Annotated in this window: 17 protein-coding genes; 6 read left to right on the forward strand and 11 right to left on the reverse strand. The window is 58.2% G+C overall.

Going from position 1 to position 16,958, the window contains the following annotated elements; all coding sequences use genetic code 11:
• Positions 1–35: 35 nt before the first annotated feature.
• From ACQZ5Y_RS06075 to ACQZ5Y_RS06125, 11 genes are all read right to left on the reverse strand, one after another.
• A complete protein-coding gene (locus ACQZ5Y_RS06075) occupies positions 36–1,874 on the reverse strand; it encodes an ATP-binding protein (RefSeq protein ID WP_174060139.1) in 1,839 nt (612 codons plus the stop codon).
• The gene (locus ACQZ5Y_RS06080) at positions 1,871–3,076 is read right to left on the reverse strand and encodes an SIR2 family protein (protein ID WP_174060138.1); all 1,206 of its coding nucleotides are present in this window, start codon (positions 3,074–3,076) and stop codon (positions 1,871–1,873) included. Before ACQZ5Y_RS06080 ends, ACQZ5Y_RS06075 begins: the two co-directional genes overlap by 4 nt.
• 239 nt (positions 3,077–3,315) lie before the next feature.
• Positions 3,316–3,651: a hypothetical protein gene (locus tag ACQZ5Y_RS06085; RefSeq protein ID WP_174060137.1), complete on the reverse strand. Its 336-nt coding sequence runs from the start codon at positions 3,649–3,651 to the stop codon at positions 3,316–3,318.
• 613 nt (positions 3,652–4,264) lie between these two features.
• The gene (locus ACQZ5Y_RS06090) at positions 4,265–5,785 is read right to left on the reverse strand and encodes an ATP-binding protein (RefSeq protein ID WP_174060136.1); all 1,521 of its coding nucleotides are present in this window, start codon (positions 5,783–5,785) and stop codon (positions 4,265–4,267) included.
• Positions 5,786–5,853: 68 nt separating this feature from the next.
• Complete coding sequence (locus ACQZ5Y_RS06095; RefSeq protein ID WP_174060135.1) at positions 5,854–6,201, reverse strand: hypothetical protein; 348 nt, start codon at positions 6,199–6,201, stop codon at positions 5,854–5,856.
• A complete protein-coding gene (locus ACQZ5Y_RS06100) occupies positions 6,201–6,620 on the reverse strand; it encodes a hypothetical protein (RefSeq protein WP_174060134.1) in 420 nt (139 codons plus the stop codon). The genes ACQZ5Y_RS06095 and ACQZ5Y_RS06100 overlap by 1 nt, the downstream gene beginning before the upstream one ends.
• Before the next feature lie 81 nt (positions 6,621–6,701).
• Positions 6,702–7,604: a hypothetical protein gene (locus ACQZ5Y_RS06105; protein ID WP_174060133.1), complete on the reverse strand. Its 903-nt coding sequence runs from the start codon at positions 7,602–7,604 to the stop codon at positions 6,702–6,704.
• 525 nt (positions 7,605–8,129) lie between these two features.
• Positions 8,130–8,936 (reverse strand): hypothetical protein, encoded by an 807-nt coding sequence (locus ACQZ5Y_RS06110; protein WP_174060132.1) that lies wholly within the window; start codon positions 8,934–8,936, stop codon positions 8,130–8,132.
• 174 nt (positions 8,937–9,110) lie between these two features.
• Positions 9,111–9,239, reverse strand: a complete 129-nt coding sequence (locus ACQZ5Y_RS06115) for a hypothetical protein (protein ID WP_272871257.1) — start codon at positions 9,237–9,239, stop codon at positions 9,111–9,113.
• Positions 9,240–9,720: 481 nt separating this feature from the next.
• Positions 9,721–10,965, reverse strand: coding sequence for a type II toxin-antitoxin system HipA family toxin (locus ACQZ5Y_RS06120; protein WP_174060131.1), 1,245 nt, complete (start codon positions 10,963–10,965; stop codon positions 9,721–9,723).
• Between the two features lie 12 nt (positions 10,966–10,977).
• Entirely contained in the window at positions 10,978–11,244 is a 267-nt protein-coding gene (locus ACQZ5Y_RS06125; protein WP_174060130.1) for a helix-turn-helix transcriptional regulator, read from the reverse strand.
• 368 nt (positions 11,245–11,612) lie between these two features.
• Between ACQZ5Y_RS06125 and ACQZ5Y_RS06130 the strand changes: the two genes are divergently transcribed.
• From ACQZ5Y_RS06130 to ACQZ5Y_RS06155, 6 genes are all read left to right on the forward strand, one after another.
• On the forward strand, positions 11,613–11,990 hold the full coding sequence (locus ACQZ5Y_RS06130) for an HNH endonuclease (protein ID WP_174060129.1): 378 nt from the start codon (positions 11,613–11,615) through the stop codon (positions 11,988–11,990).
• Positions 11,991–12,498: 508 nt separating this feature from the next.
• Positions 12,499–12,861, forward strand: a complete 363-nt coding sequence (locus ACQZ5Y_RS06135; RefSeq protein WP_174060185.1) for a hypothetical protein — start codon at positions 12,499–12,501, stop codon at positions 12,859–12,861.
• 296 nt (positions 12,862–13,157) lie between these two features.
• Positions 13,158–13,835, forward strand: a complete 678-nt coding sequence (locus ACQZ5Y_RS06140; RefSeq protein ID WP_019564961.1) for a helix-turn-helix domain-containing protein — start codon at positions 13,158–13,160, stop codon at positions 13,833–13,835.
• 96 nt (positions 13,836–13,931) lie between these two features.
• The gene (locus ACQZ5Y_RS06145) at positions 13,932–14,837 is read left to right on the forward strand and encodes a class II glutamine amidotransferase (RefSeq protein ID WP_019564960.1); all 906 of its coding nucleotides are present in this window, start codon (positions 13,932–13,934) and stop codon (positions 14,835–14,837) included.
• Positions 14,838–14,872: 35 nt separating this feature from the next.
• Positions 14,873–15,559 (forward strand): GltB/FmdC/FwdC-like GXGXG domain-containing protein, encoded by a 687-nt coding sequence (locus ACQZ5Y_RS06150; RefSeq protein ID WP_003511508.1) that lies wholly within the window; start codon positions 14,873–14,875, stop codon positions 15,557–15,559.
• 16 nt (positions 15,560–15,575) lie between these two features.
• Positions 15,576–16,904 carry an FMN-binding glutamate synthase family protein gene (locus ACQZ5Y_RS06155; RefSeq protein WP_003511507.1) on the forward strand — a complete coding sequence of 443 codons (1,329 nt, stop codon included), beginning with the start codon at positions 15,576–15,578 and terminating at the stop codon, positions 16,902–16,904.
• The last annotated feature ends 54 nt before the right edge of the window (positions 16,905–16,958 follow it).

Raw genomic sequence — 16,958 nt, forward strand, 5'->3', positions numbered from 1 at the left:
AACTTCCTGAAGCGGAAATAATTTCCTCTGCATGGCTATGATCGTGACGACATCCGAGTAGCAACTACACCCAACGCTTCCGCGTCCGGAAATCCCTCTGCCCAACCCGCAGCAAAAGATATGTCGTTGGAATTGGGCCGCTTGTCCGGTGGCAAGTGGGTTAATTTGATCCTTGCGGGAAGAGCTGCGGCCTCTCCCACGAATAGGGCCTCACGTCGCGGCAAGGACGGAAGCAGCTTGATGAGACCGGCCATCGTGTCAGGTAAAAAGCGGCCCACATGCTCTTGGTCTCGGCCGTTGGTCAAACGCAAGACTACCCAAGAATTGCACTGCGAAAGCACTGTGCTCTCAACGTCAGATGGACGCTGAGACACGAGCATCAAGCCTATGCCGTATTTCCGCCCCTCACGGGCAATCCTGCGTATTGCATCCTGGGCAGCGGCATACTGGGCCTCGCCGCGGTCAGGGACATATCGGTGAGCTTCTTCGCATACGACAAGAATGGGGTCCTTCTCGCGTTCTTCTCGTGTCTGCGCAAGCTTGTAGGAGAATAGCAACCTAGCTATCGCAGCCGTCAATGGTCCAGCAACCTCGGTCGGAAGGCCAGAAATATCTATGATGCGAATAGGAGCGTCGGGTCTTTCTGCATCAGCCCCTACGAATTGTGCAAGGATGTCGGCGAGGCTCGGATCGCCAGCCACATGATTGCGCATCAGAAAATGAATGCGTGCGTCAAGCCTCAGTACAGACAACTTGTCGAGGATGGATGCAAACTTTTGCTGATACTCACTATCAGTAACCGGCTCCCAACCTCCCTTTGACCAACGGTTATTTTGGCAGACTTCAATGTGTCTTGTGAATTCGTCCAAATCAAAAGGAAGAGGCCAATCTCGGTCGAATGTTGCAATTGCCGTTGGATTTTGATCCGGAGCAGCACGCGGAAGATCAGGGTGTCCTCCTGCTGCCTTTCTCGCCGCATCATTCGCATCGACTACCAGCCCAGCCCTGTGCATTCGAGCATGTGCCAACGCCTTGTAGACAACATTGGCTTGAGATGTCGCTTCGAACTCCCCCTTTCCTACGACCAGTCGGCGGAACTCATCGCTGGACATCAACCAATAGGGCAATTTTATTTGTCGGCTGCCTGCCGCGCTCCCGCCAGCATCATCATATGCACGGAATACAATTGCCTTGTCTCCGAATGCCGAACCATATTCCCCATGCGGGTCAATAATGACCACCCGCGGCTTTGAAACCGGACCGTCTTGAACCGCTTGATGCGCCAACACGGCATGAAGAATGGCAGCCACTGCAGTTGATTTACCCGATCCGGTGGAACCGAGCACTGCAAAATGCTGCCCAAAGAGTTTATCCATGTCGGCATGGCACGCAACGCCTTCAGCTCCGACGTAGCCACCAAAGCTGATAAAACGATTTGGACCGCCGCCACCTTGCTTTTCGATGGCTGTGTAAAGACGGCGTGTCTCCGACGAAGTAACCAGGTAAGCTGCTTGCAACGGAAGTGGCGAATTGCGGACACCCCTATCAAATGACAGAATCTCTTCGGCCCTTTGCCAGCGCGCTTCTCCAAAGAGGTCGGCCTCGAGCACTCGGCGATCCATGGCTTCGGCTGCACCTTGCGCTGCAGCCTCCTCCTCAGTCTGCAATCGCAGGAGCCGCACCATTGCGAAGAGGACGGTTCGCCCCATATGCAGTTTGATAAGACTACCGATCTGCCCGACAGAATATACGGTCCCGCCGTGGGTCTGAACGAGTTCAGTCAGGCTACGCCGAAGAGATATCTTCAACGTCGTACCCGAGGTTTCAAAAACGGTGCCGATCTGCAGATTCGGATCAAGATCAAAGTCGCTCATTCCATCGCCTCTGCAATATCGGTAGGCAAGCCATTCTCCAGCAGTGAAGTGGTGCCCTCAAAGCTCCACCAATCCCGCTTTATGGTGGCTGTGGGCGGGAAGAAGGGTCCCGCACTCCCTCGATAGAGGCCGTCTTCTGCGAGAACGAATACCCTCTCGCCCGCATTGCTTTCTCCCCAGGCTTTCAGTTTGGGAGTGCGGCTTTTGGAGAGCGCTACAAGGGTTGTTTTGCTGTCAACATGAAGCAACTGGTGCTCAATGATTGCATCAATGTGATCGTCGCCGAACGAATAACCGCAGACGAAAAGGACCTGCTGCCGCTCCGCAGACAGAAGACCTCGAAAACGTTGAAACAGGAAGCCAAACGGGTCTTCGCGCGACGCCATATATTTCGTGGACTGCGGATAGATGACCACATTGCCGTTGGCATCGGACCGATCTGGGTAAGCGTCATCATGGCGAACCCTGAATACGCGTCCGCTCTCCTGACCACTTCTGTACCAGTCGATCGAACCGTGGAGCTTCGTGATTACGGCTTTGATGATAGACACGCCCGCCACCAATTGGAGAGACTGCTCATCCCAACCTGCAATTGCGCCGCCTGAAAACCCGTCAACGTAGGGAACAAGCTCGAGCGCTAGCGCATCTTCAATAAGCGTATCGTAATTCGTTGTTATGAATTGGATCGCTTCTCGGCGCTCATCGAGACCCGCCCGATTGACCCTGTATAGCGCTCGAACAAACCGACGGTGGTGCTCGATTTTGACGATTGGTTTGCCAGGCTTGCCTTCCTGCTCGGCTAACGTTCCGGATGCAGGAATGTATCCCCAACGCAAGATGTCCCTAATGTGTCGTAGAATCGTATGATGCGCTGCCTGTAGTTTCGTTTTATGCACCCGATGACCATCGACGAATGCCGAGGCATCTTTTGCGCGTTCTGCAAGCGCCACCAGATCACCGAAATGACTGAGAACATGTTCTATATGTAAGTTGCCGGGCAGATCATCTCGAACCGCCTTGACCAATTCAAACGCTTCTGAATCCTCTGGATTTTTCTCGAGAAGATAAAAAACGCGGTCAGTCAAAGGATACATAAGAGGCAATCCGGCACTGTAGCTAATACCAGCGCCGGTGAGCCATACTTGCCGTGGCGAGCGGATGTGGCGATCCAACTGACGCGCGGCTTCTACATCGCTGCTCATAATTCCCCCTCAAAATGTCCCCGAACTTGATAACTTTTGGTTGAAGCTCCAGCAAGAAATAACTTCTCGCCGAAGGAAACCCGTCCACCAGTGACCCATTATCTCGATTCTTCTGCAAACGCCGTGATCAGGAGTAATGGGGGGAAGACGTTGGGAAGTATGGAACGCCGTTTGCAGAACGATGCTGCAAGCCTTCAGAGGAAGTGCGAGCTGACATCGCCGCACCCGCGCCATCAACATCACGGTTGAGAGCCCAAAGGCCGAGGCTTGAGATGCCATTTGGGCCGAAACGGAAACAGGCCATCCGAGTACCGATCGGCCAGGTCTTCGAAGACATCCTCGCTTTCCCGGACATCGAAGCCCTGGCGTTCGAGCTCGCCGACAATGGCTTCGGACAGCTTGTCCAGTGCAAGTCGCGCATCTTTCCGTCCCTGAGCGGCCGTGATCATCTGCCAAAGCAGCACCCTCGCCAGATCGTCACGAGACGGCCGACGTCGGGCCTTGGCCTCATCCCTGACATTCTGCTGGCGGACCGCCTGCTCTGCGTTGCGTTGTTTCTTCGATTTCCGGGGCATTGCCTGTCTCCTTGTTGTGGAGCCTCAGCCTCGGTGCCGGCCACGCAAGGAACAAGCGCGGCTGCATGTTTGACATTTCGGACAGGGAGGCTGGATCGTCTCCAGTCGCCAGCCGAGCGGCCTCCGCCTGCAAACGCGGTCTGCCGGAATCGCCGACCGCGACTTCGGTAACGACAAAATTGGAACAGGAATCGCGGAAAGGTAAATTGAGATGATGTGTTTCGAGTTGCCCAGAACGTAGACCAAGGCATGGCGCTTTGATCTGATGGGAATTGATTTGCAGCAGAATTGATCCGGCGTGAAGTGCATTGCCGCCACAGTGAGATGCCGCCTTCGTGGGTGGACAGCATCACAACTCTCGGCAACGTACCCTGAAGCCTCCAACCACCTCTCCGGCACACATCGTCATCGTGTTCCTGCCGCCTCCGCCACCTCCGACGGGCTGTCGATGACAAGCAACGGGAACTCGGCGCGACGGCACTCGGGCGGATGTAGGAATCGAACTATCGCAGATCAGAATCGATTTCCGCGACTTCGGAATCGGCATTCGGGAACGGTGAATCGCAGTGGCGCCGGCAGGAATCGCGGTTTCGGAGCCCCCCGTCGGTTTTCGTCAGGTCGGTGGACCAGGGGATGCGATGAGCAGGCGCGTGATCTCCTCGCCCGTCATGACCCCGACGTCAATGCCGGCCAGCGCCTCCGTATCCGGCATGGGAATGGCGACATGCTTTTCGAGCCGTCCGGATCGCAGCAGTGCCGGATCGATCTTTTCGGGGAGGTTTGTCGCCGCAACGACGATCACGCCATCGGTCTTAGAAGTCCCGTCAAGAAGCTCAAGCAGCCGGTTGATCAACGAGCGCCAGTAGTCATCATGCTGCTCCCGTCTACCTGCCGAACGGCTTCCGATGTTGTCGATTTCGTCGATGAACAGGATGACCGGAGCATTTTCCCGTGCCAGCTCGAAGGCACTGGACATGCGCTTCAGGACGTCACCGAGATAACCAGGCTCAAGCCAGGAAGCTACCGACGTCACCAGTAGCGGAATCTGCAAACTGTTGCAGAGCGCGCGGGCATAGGTCGTCTTGCCGGTGCCGGGCGGTCCCGACAGCATCAGTTTCGTACTCATCTCGCTCCAAGCCAGTCCACCGTCGCGCCAGAGCTGAAGGTCTGTCTTGAGGTCGAGCGCCCAGTCGCGAGCATCGCCATAACCCGAAAGCGTCTCGACCCGCAGTTGACGCAGCCGGCTGTGTTCCGGATTGGCCGGATCAACGGATACGCTGCCACTGCCCTCCTCCACAGATGTCTCCGCAGGCATCTCAGGCTGAACGACGTCGATCCCATCCACGGATTTTGGCGAGTCGTCGCCGTCCTTGATCAAAAACCGGCTCTTGACCTTCGGCCGTCCCGACCGATCGCTGCCGCGCCCGGAGCCGCGGCCATCGTCGTCATCATCGCCCGACTTGTCGGCGGAGCGCGCCCGTTCGCCGAGGACTTCGAGGATCGACAGGATGTGTTCGAGACCGCGCCCGGGGCGAATTGCCAGCGCCAGCGCGTCGATCGAAAGACCCTCAAGATCAAGCGCCATCTTTTCCATCCGTCGCAGCGACTGCTTCGGCGCGATGCCGCAGCACGTCTGCAGGAGTTCCGCCATCAGTTCATGATCGAGACCACCGGTCTCAAGAACGAGATCGGCCGTCATCGACGCAAAGGGCGGAAGCGCGGTCTTTGTCTCATCGGCAAGAACCACGGGCGCTGACCGCTCCAGCAGGACATCCACCAGGAACCGGCTCAACGACCGTTCGACCGCCTTCGGCACATCGGTGCCGGCGAGTGTCTTAATCGTCTTACGGGTCTTGCCCCGGCGACGGTCTCCATAGCCATCATACAGCGGACTGCTGCGATGAACGTCTTCGAGTTTCGTCCAGTATGGCAAGATCAAGCCATCTTCAAGTATTAGACCGAATCGGCGCTCGAAACGGCCAACCGGCGCTTTGATCAGCACGAAGGCTCCCGCTTTCCGAAGGACGGCTGAGAGCGCCGAAAGATCAGAAACGCTTGAGCCGACGGCACGGGCAACCAGCAAGGCGACGGCAACATGGGCGACGGTCGGCGGAGCAACGTGTTCCCGAAGCAACGCCAGGAATTCTCTGGACGCCGATGGCGTCTTCTCCGGAACCTTCGCGGCAACGACCGGTCCCGATTTCAGGCGGCCCGCGGCCGCACGATCGGTCCTGGCCTTCGTGGCAGAACGTTTTCATGGGGCGGTTCTCCGGGAAAGTCCTGGATCAGCACGTCAATCGCCGTCGTCTTGTGTGGCGCTTTCCCGAGACGACGCATGAGTTCTGCGCGCGCCCTGGCAGGGTCGGCGTCAAGCAGACGCAAGGATTGCTCCGGGACACGCCAGACCGTGCCGGACGTCTCATCGCCGGCAACGATGAAGTCCGCCTCCAGCAATCCGACGACTGACGCGCGCTCGTACAGATCGAGGATGGCCAGCCGACGGATGCGACCAAGTAGATAGCGTTTGATGTGATCGGTCAGCGTTTCCATCACGCGCCCTCCTCTGTTCCATGAATACCGTGAGGTGTAGGCATCCCATCGACCGCCAGCAGCTTGCGATTGCCCTCGAGCCAATTGCGCAGCATCCGCGCCATCGGATCGCCGGCCGCGCACAGCGTGAAGAGTTGCTCACGGAAGATTTTCGGGACGCTGCTCATAGCGATGCCTTTGCGCCGGGCAAAGCCAATCACAACCTGAGCGACGATGGCTGGATCGGGCAAGGCTGTGGGCGTTGCCCCGCACATGGCCATGGCCTGAGGAATGGCTTGTGACCTGGAAGTCACTCCGCAGTTCGTCGCCTCTTGCAACTTCGCCAGTCGCTTCTGCTGGCTGGATGGCTTCGGCATCGAAGGTACATCGTGCGCAAGGTTGTTTGGGAAAGGGATCACGTTGGAAGGGTGTCGGCTCATGACAGACGTCTCCTGTCGCCGAACAGCACGGTCGGCGCGAACGAATGGAACGGAAGGCGGAATGGAACGTCGGTGGACCGGTTAGCCCGTGCCGGCCTGTGGGACGCGGGCAAACCCGACCCGGATTTGCCCGCGTCCAGCTGGCTGATGGACCTCGGTGATCGAGCCAGAGTCGCACGTCTCGTTTCCGTTGGCGTCTGCAATGTCCGCCGGGGCACCTCGGCGACCCGGCTCCTTAGACCCGGCAAAGGCATTCCGAGCCAGTTTCCAGTTCTCGTCGATCCGGCCATGGAAGCGTTCACGCAGCATACCGATCGCCTTCCCCGCCCCGCCGACCTCGACAAGATGATCGAGATCGCTGAGCGGCCAGACGCCACCGGCAATGTCGGCGCGCTGGTTTTCCGCGTTCAGGATGACGACGCGAACTTCTTCGGCCACCAGCCGATGATGGTCGCGGTACAGAAGATCGGGAACAACGAGGGCCGCCGCGAGCATGCGGGATTTCAGGTCGTTGATGCGGGAGACTTCGTACGAGCCGAGGCTGCGCTTGACATCGATCACATGAGCGAGCTTCGTCTTCCGGTTCACGAGGATCAGGTCTGGCGTATAGGTTTTGCGCCCGCCGGTGTCGGCATCGAGCGTCAGGGATCGAAAATGTTTCGGATCGTTTTTCTCGACCAGCTCGAGCGCCGTCTTGGTGACCGGTAGCCGCAGATTTTGCGTCAGCACCACGAGGTCCGGGTTCAGGTCGGCGATGATACCGATGCCGCGCTCGAGCAGCCGCCCTTCCTGGATGGGAATGGCACGCAGGATCGCGGCCGCGTCAGAGACACCGCCGGCAAGCGCCATGGAAAGAGCGCCGGTAGAGAAGGGCTGCGACGAAAGCTCGTCGATGAGGACGTCGAAGCGCGGCCGGAGGGCGTCGAGATCGACGACGTGCGGATAGGCTGGCGCGCCAGGCGCACCGGAAAGAATGGTCGTCATGGTATTGCTCCTGCTGACGGTAGCGATCGGCCGGTAAACTTCAGGCGCACGGCGTCCGACACGGAAATGATTTCCGCATCCGGTGGCCGGCTGACTTCAAACGAAGCCGTGTCCGAAGTCAGGGACGATCAGTTGAATGAGATCAGGCAAGCGCCAGACCGGAGACGTGCGCGAGCGCACAGCATGCCAACCGGCGCTGCGGCGTAGCGCGGTCATCAACAGGATCAGGAGACGGAGAAGCTTCCCGTTCGGAAGCGAAGCAGATATGGGTCGACATAGCCCAAGGCCTTTCGAGAGAAGGTTGCGGGTCAGGCCCTCGTTGGTGTTGGTAGCACCGGCGGGGGCCGCTAAGTGTCTGCAGATATTCGATTTCTGCTGACCCTGTCGACATAGCCCGGAGAATCGGGTCCGGCAAGCCGGTCAGAACGCATCCGGAACAAAGAGCCCCGGTATGGTTAACGGGGCACACGGCAGCCAGCGGACAAAAAAAGCCCCGCACGGTGGCGGGGCTCCTGGACGTCATCTTCAAGCTGCCAGCGTCTTGTACTGGCGTTTCATGGGCTTGAGATCAAAAACGATCTGGCTCCTGATCTCATTCCGGCGCTCGGGTGACACGACCTCGAGGGCATTCTCGACGGTTGCCTGTACCTTGGAGGGCATGTCTTCGAATGCGAGCAGCCCATCGTCAGCCTCCTTATCGAGCGGAGTGGCGGCATCCGCACGGTCCTCCCCGTCAGCGTCGCCTTGCAAGGCCTCACCGTGGACGACGAAGCGAAGCAGAGGAATGACCTCGGTCTGAAGCCAGGCGACAAAGTCTTCCCTGCCCGGCCAGCCGTTATCTCCACCCATGGCGGAAAAAAGCTCCTGCACCTTGCGCCAGGTCGTGCCTTCCGTCAGCCTGGCCGGCCGCCAGTTGACGCTCGCAACCATCGCCGGCTGCAAGGGGGCCGCGATGCTGTTGATCAGATCATGCGCGTGCTTGCAGTCGTCCATGATCAATTTCTGCAGCGGACCCTTGAACACGGCACGGTTCTGCGCCAGCGGTTCCATGGCCTTCTCGACGCGTTTCAGGATGCCGGTTCTCAGCTGAAGGAACTTCACCGAGTCCTCCTCGACTTTCAGCTCGGCTATCTTGCGCAGACCGGCCATTCCGCCGACGTCGACGACCGCTTCATTCGTCGCCTTCTTCGCGGGCATCGCACCGACCATGGTTTTCACCTGGGCGACGGTGAGGTGCTCGCCAGCTTCGATTGCCGAGATGACCCGCTCGACGTCCGGCTGTTCGGCGTAGGCCAGCACGAACAGAGTGGTCGGTGCGACGGCAGCGGTCACGAGCCGATCCTTGTATTCGGACAGGTGCTCATAAACGGCGATATAGTTGCGCGCCGTCTTCGGCGTGAACTTGCAGATGGCTTTGACCCATGCGCCAAACGCCCTTTCCGGAAGAATGGATTTTGCGCGCGCGAGGTAGCCGCCGAGTTCGAGGGACTGCTCGGTCGTTCGGCGTCAGAGCGACAGGATGCCTTCCCCGAGAACTTTCAGTTCACCTTCCTGCTCCGGGCTGATCTCGTCAGCGCCGGTCGCGGCCTCCGCCGCCAGCCTGGCTGCGATCTTCTTTTGCGTGTATTTTGCCATGTCTTCCTATCTCCATGTTTCATCCGGTCTTCAGTAGCGACCGTGAGATAATGATGACATGAAATTTCGAAAGCCGTTACAACCGACATTGTCAACACATTGAAAAACAATAGTAAACCTGAGGGTTTCCAAATTTATTCCCATTTTGAGACGGAAATTATTCAATGAATCCGGTGTGCATTTTTTCTGAAATTATTCTCAATACAGGAATTTCTAATGCACTGCATGGTTGTTGTCGGGGTTCTCGGATATGGTGTTGACGCCTCCGCTAACCAGGCAGCACGTCTCAAATGTCATGTTCGCCATCGATCGCGAGACCTTGTCGTCGACAACGAGCAGGCAACCTGTTTTTTCCCCGCTGCTTCGGAAAATCCGGCTCCACCCCAGCACGCGGGCGAAATGGGTTTTTGGAGCCAACAAAATCGCTCCACCTCCGCCTTGTCTCCAACCGACGTCAAAGCACGGGGCAGGGCGATACCGGCTACCCGCCAGCCTGTCGTCCGATCCGCTGGCACCTCTTGCGAATGACAAACAGGAGGTTCTCCCCAAAATCTCGATGATACGAGGGATAGCGCTCTGTCTCCCCCAAGGCCTCTTCGAGCTTTGAGGCAACCCTGTCGGAGAGCTCCCGTATCCGTTTTGTCACGACAGCAGGGCTGAGGCCGACGGCCGATGCGAACTGCCGCCAGTCATTGCCGTGAAGTTCGTTGGCATTGCTCTTGATCGCGATCTGTTGTGGGAGCGACTGGTCAACCTGGTTGTAGACTGCCGCGCACATCAGGTCGTAGAGCGGCGCGAGTTTGGCTGTTCCGGCGGCACCGACGAGAACCGAATAGTTCTTGGCGTGGGAATCGGAGTTGTAGATCAGAATGTTGAACATGACGGCGTCCAACAGCTTCAGTCTTTCGGCGGGCGACACGTAGCGCGCCAGCGCGTCAAACATGCGAACCAGCGACGCGCCGCCCCGCTGACCAAGGCCGGTGCGCTCATATTTTTCTGCCGGGAACAGGCCGAGCAACTGGCAGAAATCCTCCTGATGGACGCGGCGGATTGTCCCTTGGGCATCGGCGATGCGGTCGTAGCGCTTGACCAGCAGGTAGTCTCGGCTGCCGGCCCGACCGGTCGTCACCTCGGCGGTCTCCAGTTCACACAACCTGGCGAGGGTCATGCAGAAGGCTTCATTCTGAACACTGCAGGTCAGGCGTCTGATGTCAGGTTTCAGAATATGCGTGGATGGCGTGCCGTCGACTGGGATAGCGATCTTTCCATCTTCAGCAAGGTAGACAGGGAGTTTATCCTGCACACCTGCGAGCGACATCGACACGCCCTGTTCTCCGACCAGGAAGGGTCGCTCAGGCAGTTCATTTAAAATCCGCTCAAGCACCGCCTCGTCCGGCACGACGCGGAAATTATTTCCGTCTCGGCGTGGTTCCCCGATCGAAAAGGCTCCGGCGGTATCGCGGCCAAGGCGCATAAGAAGACCGACGATGTCCTGAGGCGAGACCTTCAGCTGCTGGCCGATCTCGGAGAGGTGTGTTTCCGGAAGAAGATTGGCAAGCCAGGGCATGACCTGCTCAGCACCGTAGGTGCCGGACCGCAAGGGCATGGTCAGCGAGATTGGGAATGCCGAGGCGCGTTGCTCCCAGCTTTGCTCATAGGCGAGCGAAATCCCATCGCGGTCGATGAGATTAGCGACGGGCATGGTCTCGTAGAAGATCGTGGTCACGGCGACGCCTGATCAGGAGAAACGGGGCAGGTAGCCGAGATCGTCATCGGCTTCCGTGGCAGGAGGTGGCGCTGCGGTTTTCAGGTCGCCGAGATCGATACCGACCGTTCGGGCCGCGATGAGGGATTTCTCGAGTTGGCAGCTGGGCTTGCCGTTCTCCAGGTCGACGATGAAGCGTTCACCGGTCCCGCAGCGTTCCGCAAGCTGGGTCTGCGTCCAGCCCTGCTTTTTCCTGTGTTCTCGAACAAGTGCGCCGAACTCCGCGGCTGAACGGATCATGATACGCTCTCCCCATGTGGAGCTTACCGTACAGGAAGAATCGCTAAGAATCCATGAAAACTTACCGAAGAGGAAGGAATCGCATTCCGTCCGGGAAATCCTCCCGATCGGGAAGGCTAGCATCCCGAACTTGATCACCATGGAACTTTTGCTAAGCTGACGATGAATGGAGGCGAGACAAGTTGCTCGCCTGGAGTTTTACACGAACTTGTCAGCGAAACGTCCAATAGGCGCTCGTACCGTTCAAAGACTGCGGAGTGACGTAGATTTACGTCGTCTTGTGCGAGGATTTTCCTCCCAACTGAGGGGTGGCCGCTTTCACGGCCATTGCACGTCCGCTTCAGCAATGAAGCAAAGGACGTGGACTCATGCCATCACAAAATACACTCAAGAAGCTGAGAATAAAGGCCGCCCGGCAACAAGGCTGGCGCTGTTTCTATTGCCGGATGCCGATGTGGGAATCCAGTCCGGAGGAATTCATCGTGCACTATGGACTTTCGCCGGGTGAGGCAAAACGGTTTCGGTGTACTGCCGAGCATGTTGAGGCGAGAAGAGATGGCGGCAAAGACGTCGCGCCCAACATCGTCGCTGCCTGTCGGTTCTGCAACGCAACGCGGCACAAGGCAAAGCGCCCGCTGGATGCCGATACGTACGCGCAACAGGTGCGTCGCAGGCAGGCAAAGGGGAGGTGGCACCCGCCGCAGGTCAAGGCCGCCTTGAGCCAAAGAACAGTGCCACCGGTCTGAGCCGGACAGGCTCCACGATTGTCTCGACAACGAGATCAAATCGGGTCGCATGACGCCCGAAAACGTCGACTTGCCAAAATGTATCGCGCAATGTATCGCTCGAAGTATCGTAATCGGGCTTTTCCGTCAGTATGTTGGCGGAAACCCTTGGATTTGCTGTAATTGGGGAAGAGTCCCACCCTCTCCGCCATAATTTACGCTGAGCCGTAAGATTTTTCCGAGATAGCCTGATTCATTCGTTTGTCGCTTTGATGCTGCAGTCCGCTAGCGAAGCCGGTGCCGCTTTGCGTCAGCGGCGGCAGACTGGTTGAGATAGCCGTTGGCTTCCATTTCGTTGCGTCCCACCCGCGATCTTCAGCACATGTTGGAGGCCCACATGGCCACGCTCCCGAAAAATTGGGATGCCGGCAAGTGCTCTCTCATATCCGCCATTGCCTCTTACGGCAGAGGCGCTATCATAATTGTGTTGTAGGACGATAAGCTTTGGGAGGAGCGATACGTGAGACGGATGTGGCCAGACGAATTTGCCTTTCTGCTGGACGGCGCGGAAGAGGTTGACCTGCATATTCCATCGGGGGCACACGACGACAGTTCGCCCGAAGAAACGATATCCAAGAAGGCTTTGAAAGCCCGCATCAGCCAGCAGGATTTTGAAAAGATTTGGCATCTTGCAGAGGCTCGCTATCGGCTGACCGGCAGGTTTTCGGGCAAGGCGATTACGCTGATCGCCAACAATCCTCACTATCAGAAATGGCATCCCTCCGACGGCGGCAGCGTCGAGAGCGTGTCCGATAGCGGTCAGAAATACACGACGCGCTATGTGATCGTGCATTTTCTCGTTGATGATGTTCGCGAGCTGGTCGACGCCTGAACTCCGCAGGAACGGCTCTTGCCATTGACTGGTCGAGGGGCCTTTCGAAATCCAGCGGTGCCGGGTAATTCTTGGCACCGCTTGGCGGCGTCTTAGGCGTGAGCTTCAATATCTGCGTAAGACTACGATGGACAGTGCGTGTCCGTAGTCCACTGAAATGCCTCTATACTGGTGCCGTCTTTGATCTCTCCGATGGCAGGGTGACGTACTGACCTTCCGCAGGCTTTACCGCTGCTGCGATGTAAAAATTTCCTCTGAATTAAAATAGTTTTCCTTTAAAGAAGGAAAAACGCTTTATGCCGGAGGATCACATGGCAAAGGACAGCACAAAGACCGAGCCTGCGCTTTTGTCGCAGGACCCGCATGCGGTTCGCGAGCCGAGGGTCAATAATCTCGAAATGGCGATCGGCCATGAGGTGCGTGCCTATCGCAAGAAGCTGGGCATCACGGTCACCGATCTCGCATCGGCCACCGGCGTATCGGTGGGAATGCTCTCAAAGATCGAAAACGGTAATATTTCCCCGTCCCTCACCACGCTGCAGACGCTTTCAAAGGCGCTCGGCGTGCCGATCACGGCGTTCTTCCGTGGCTTCGAGGAGCCGCGCAGCGCCACCTTCGTCAAGGCTGGCCAAGGGGTGAACATCGAGCGTAGAGGCACCCGCGCCGGCCATCAGTACAGCCTGCTTGGCCATATCGACAACAATACCAGCGGCGTCACCGTCGAGCCCTATCTCATCACGCTGACGACGGACTCGGATGTATTTCCTACCTTCCAGCATGAGGGCATGGAGTTCCTCTACATGCTGGAGGGAGAGGTGGTTTATCGCCACGGCGAGCAGCTTTTCACCATGCAGGCGGGTGACAGCCTGTTTTTTGATGCTGATGCGCCGCACGGCCCGGAGGAACTGGTGAAGCTTCCCGCTCGCTATCTGTCGATCATTTCCTATCCGCAAAGGCGGCTGACAAATGATTGAAAAGTTGCCTTAGAAGAAAAAAATATTCCTGATAGTTGACGAGATGGAATTCCATATGCTAGCTCTTCATTCAGAAACGAATGGAGGTGCCTGTCGATGTGCGGCATTGTTGGACTATTCCTGAAAGACAAAAGCCTTGAACCGCAGCTGGGTGAGCTGCTTTCAGACATGCTCGTGACCATGACGGATCGTGGACCGGATTCCGCCGGCATTGCGATCTATGGAAGCGCTGCCGATGGCAGGGCAAAAGTGACCATCCAGTCGGCCGATCCCGTCGCCGATTTTTCGGGCCTTGCCGAAGCGCTGAAGGAAAATGGCGTTGAAGCTTCGGTTGCGGTGAAAAGCACCCACGCGGTCCTGGATATTCCATCGGCAAAGCTCACGGAAATTCGCTCGGTCCTCGCCGCCATTCGTCCCAATGTGCGGGTGATGGGCTCCGGCGACAGCGTGGAAATCTACAAGGAAACCGGCCTGCCGAAAGATGTCGTCGCCCGTTTTGGCGTGCGCTCCATGGCGGGCAGCCATGGCATCGGCCACACCCGCATGGCAACGGAATCGGCTGTGACGACGCTTGGCGCACACCCCTTCTCCACCGGTGCCGACCAGTGCCTGGTGCATAACGGTTCGCTCTCCAACCACAATAATCTGCGTCGGGAACTGGTACGCGAGGGCATGACCTTCGAAACCCAGAACGACTCGGAAGTGGCCGCCGCGTATCTCACGGCTGAAATGGCCAAGGGCAAGGATCTGGGCGAAGCGCTGACCGGCGCGCTCGATGATCTCGACGGGTTCTTTACCTTCGTCGTCGGCACCAAATCCGGTTTCGGCGTGGTGCGCGATCCCATCGCCTGCAAGCCAGCGGTGATGGCCGAGACCGATCAATATGTCGCTTTCGGCTCCGAATACCGCGCGCTGGTCAATCTGCCCGGCATCGAAAATGCCCGCGTCTGGGAGCCGGAGCCGGCGACCGTCTATTTCTGGGACCATGAAAAGGCCGCGTGAAACCGTCATCGGCGCATATTGCGAAAGTCATATCCATGCCAGTTTTCGATCTCTCCCACACGCCTTTGCGTGAACTCAACAGTGCGCTCCATGGGCTTTCCTCGGGCGCAAACGACACCGAATTCGAAGTTGTCAATCCGCGCGGCCACCATGCCGTCGCTGTTGGCATCGACAGCCCCGTCATCGTCGATGTTCGCGGCTCGGTCGGTTATTATTGCGCTGGCATGAATGATGGCGGCACCGTCACCGTTTACGGCTCGGCCGGGCCGGGCGTTGCCGAAAACATGATGTCGGGCACCGTCGTCATCGAGGGCGACGCCTCGCAGTACGCAGGTGCCACCGGTCGCGGCGGGCTTCTGGTCATCAAGGGCAATGCCGCTTCCCGCTGCGGCATTTCCATGAAGGGCATCGACATCGTCGTGAAGGGCAATATCGGCCACATGTCCGCTTTCATGGGTCAGTCCGGCCACCTCGTTGTCTGCGGCGATGCGGGCGATGCGTTGGGTGACTCCCTTTATGAAGCGAAGCTTTTTGTGCGCGGCTCGGTCAAAAGCCTTGGTGCCGATTGCATCGAGAAGGAAATGCGGCCCGAACATCTGGAGAAGCTTGCCGAACTTCTTGAAAAAGCCGGCGTCTCCGATGTCAGCCCAAGCGAGTTCAAACGCTACGGTTCGGCCCGCACACTCTACAATTTCAACATCGACAACGCCGACGCGTATTGAGGCGAGGGATTTTCCGATGAGCTATCACAACCCCTTCACCCCACCGCGCAAGTCCGCGACTTTCGATGATCACACGCTGGCGGAAATCCGCCGTGCGGCTGCGACCGGCATCTATGATATTCGCGGCGCAGGCACGAAGCGCAAGGTGCCGCATTTCGACGACCTGCTGTTTCTCGGCGCGTCCATCTCGCGTTATCCGCTCGAAGGCTATCGCGAGAAGTGCGATACGACCGTCACCCTTGGCACGCGCTTTGCCAAGAAGCCGATCACGCTGAAAACGCCGATCACCATTGCCGGCATGAGCTTCGGCGCGCTTTCCGGCAACGCCAAGGAAGCGCTCGGCCGTGGCGCGACCATTGCCGGCACGTCCACCACGACGGGCGATGGCGGCATGACGGATGAGGAACGCGGCCACAGCCAGACGCTGGTCTATCAGTATCTGCCGTCGCGTTATGGCATGAACCCCAAGGATTTGCGCCGTGCGGACGCCATCGAGGTGGTCGTCGGCCAAGGCGCGAAACCGGGCGGCGGCGGCATGCTGCTTGGCCAGAAGATTTCCGATCGCGTCGCCAATATGCGCAATTTGCCGAAGGGCATCGACCAACGTTCCGCCTGCCGTCATCCTGATTGGACCGGCCCGGACGATCTGGAAATCAAGATCCTTGAACTGCGCGAAATCACCGATTGGGAAAAACCGATCTACATCAAGGTTGGTGGTGCGCGCCCCTATTACGACACCGCACTTGCCGTGAAGGCCGGTGCCGATGTGGTGGTGCTTGATGGCATGCAGGGCGGCACGGCGGCCACGCAGGACGTCTTCATCGAAAATGTCGGCATGCCCACGCTTGCCTGTATTCGCCCCGCAGTACAGGCGCTTCAGGATCTCGGCATGCATCGCAAGGTGCAATTGGTCGTGTCCGGTGGCATTCGCTCGGGTGCGGATGTCGCCAAGGCTCTGGCGCTTGGTGCCGATGCGGTTGCCATCGGAACGGCGGCGCTGGTGGCGCTGGGCGATAACGACCCGAAATGGGAAGATGAATACCAGAAGCTAGGCACCACGGCCGGCGCTTATGATGACTGGCACGAGGGCAAAGACCCCGCAGGCATCACCACGCAGGACCCGGAACTTGCCGCACGTCTTGACCCAATCGCCGCCGGTCGCCGCCTCGCCAACTATCTAAAGGTCATGACGCTCGAAGCCCAGACCATCGCACGCGCCTGCGGCAAAAACCATCTCCACAATCTGGAGCCGGAAGATCTGGTGGCTCTGACCATGGAGGCTGCGGCAATGGCGCAGGTTCCGCTGGCGGGAACAAACTGGTTCCCGGGTAAAGGCAGCTTTTAAAAAACACAATGGACGGGCGCATTTGGGAGGATGTGGCCGTCTTTTTCGATGAAG

It is taken from the genome of Agrobacterium sp. A3-95, from assembly GCF_053521785.1.

Excerpts from the sequence above, each read along its gene's own strand:
- ACQZ5Y_RS06075 (WP_174060139.1), bottom strand. The coding sequence starts at position 1,874 with ATGAGCGACTTTGATCTTGATCCGAATCTGCAGATCGGCACCGTTTTT.
- ACQZ5Y_RS06080 (WP_174060138.1), bottom strand. The coding sequence starts at position 3,076 with ATGAGCAGCGATGTAGAAGCCGCGCGTCAGTTGGATCGCCACATCCGC.
- ACQZ5Y_RS06085 (WP_174060137.1), bottom strand. The coding sequence starts at position 3,651 with ATGCCCCGGAAATCGAAGAAACAACGCAACGCAGAGCAGGCGGTCCGC.
- ACQZ5Y_RS06095 (WP_174060135.1), bottom strand. The coding sequence starts at position 6,201 with ATGGAAACGCTGACCGATCACATCAAACGCTATCTACTTGGTCGCATC.
- ACQZ5Y_RS06100 (WP_174060134.1), bottom strand. The coding sequence starts at position 6,620 with ATGAGCCGACACCCTTCCAACGTGATCCCTTTCCCAAACAACCTTGCG.
- ACQZ5Y_RS06105 (WP_174060133.1), bottom strand. The coding sequence starts at position 7,604 with ATGACGACCATTCTTTCCGGTGCGCCTGGCGCGCCAGCCTATCCGCAC.
- ACQZ5Y_RS06115 (WP_272871257.1), bottom strand. The coding sequence starts at position 9,239 with ATGGCAAAATACACGCAAAAGAAGATCGCAGCCAGGCTGGCGGCGGAG.
- ACQZ5Y_RS06125 (WP_174060130.1), bottom strand. The coding sequence starts at position 11,244 with ATGATCCGTTCAGCCGCGGAGTTCGGCGCACTTGTTCGAGAACACAGG.
- ACQZ5Y_RS06130 (WP_174060129.1), top strand. The coding sequence starts at position 11,613 with ATGCCATCACAAAATACACTCAAGAAGCTGAGAATAAAGGCCGCCCGG.
- ACQZ5Y_RS06135 (WP_174060185.1), top strand. The coding sequence starts at position 12,499 with ATGTGGCCAGACGAATTTGCCTTTCTGCTGGACGGCGCGGAAGAGGTT.
- ACQZ5Y_RS06140 (WP_019564961.1), top strand. The coding sequence starts at position 13,158 with ATGCCGGAGGATCACATGGCAAAGGACAGCACAAAGACCGAGCCTGCG.
- ACQZ5Y_RS06145 (WP_019564960.1), top strand. The coding sequence starts at position 13,932 with ATGTGCGGCATTGTTGGACTATTCCTGAAAGACAAAAGCCTTGAACCG.
- ACQZ5Y_RS06150 (WP_003511508.1), top strand. The coding sequence starts at position 14,873 with ATGCCAGTTTTCGATCTCTCCCACACGCCTTTGCGTGAACTCAACAGT.
- ACQZ5Y_RS06155 (WP_003511507.1), top strand. The coding sequence starts at position 15,576 with ATGAGCTATCACAACCCCTTCACCCCACCGCGCAAGTCCGCGACTTTC.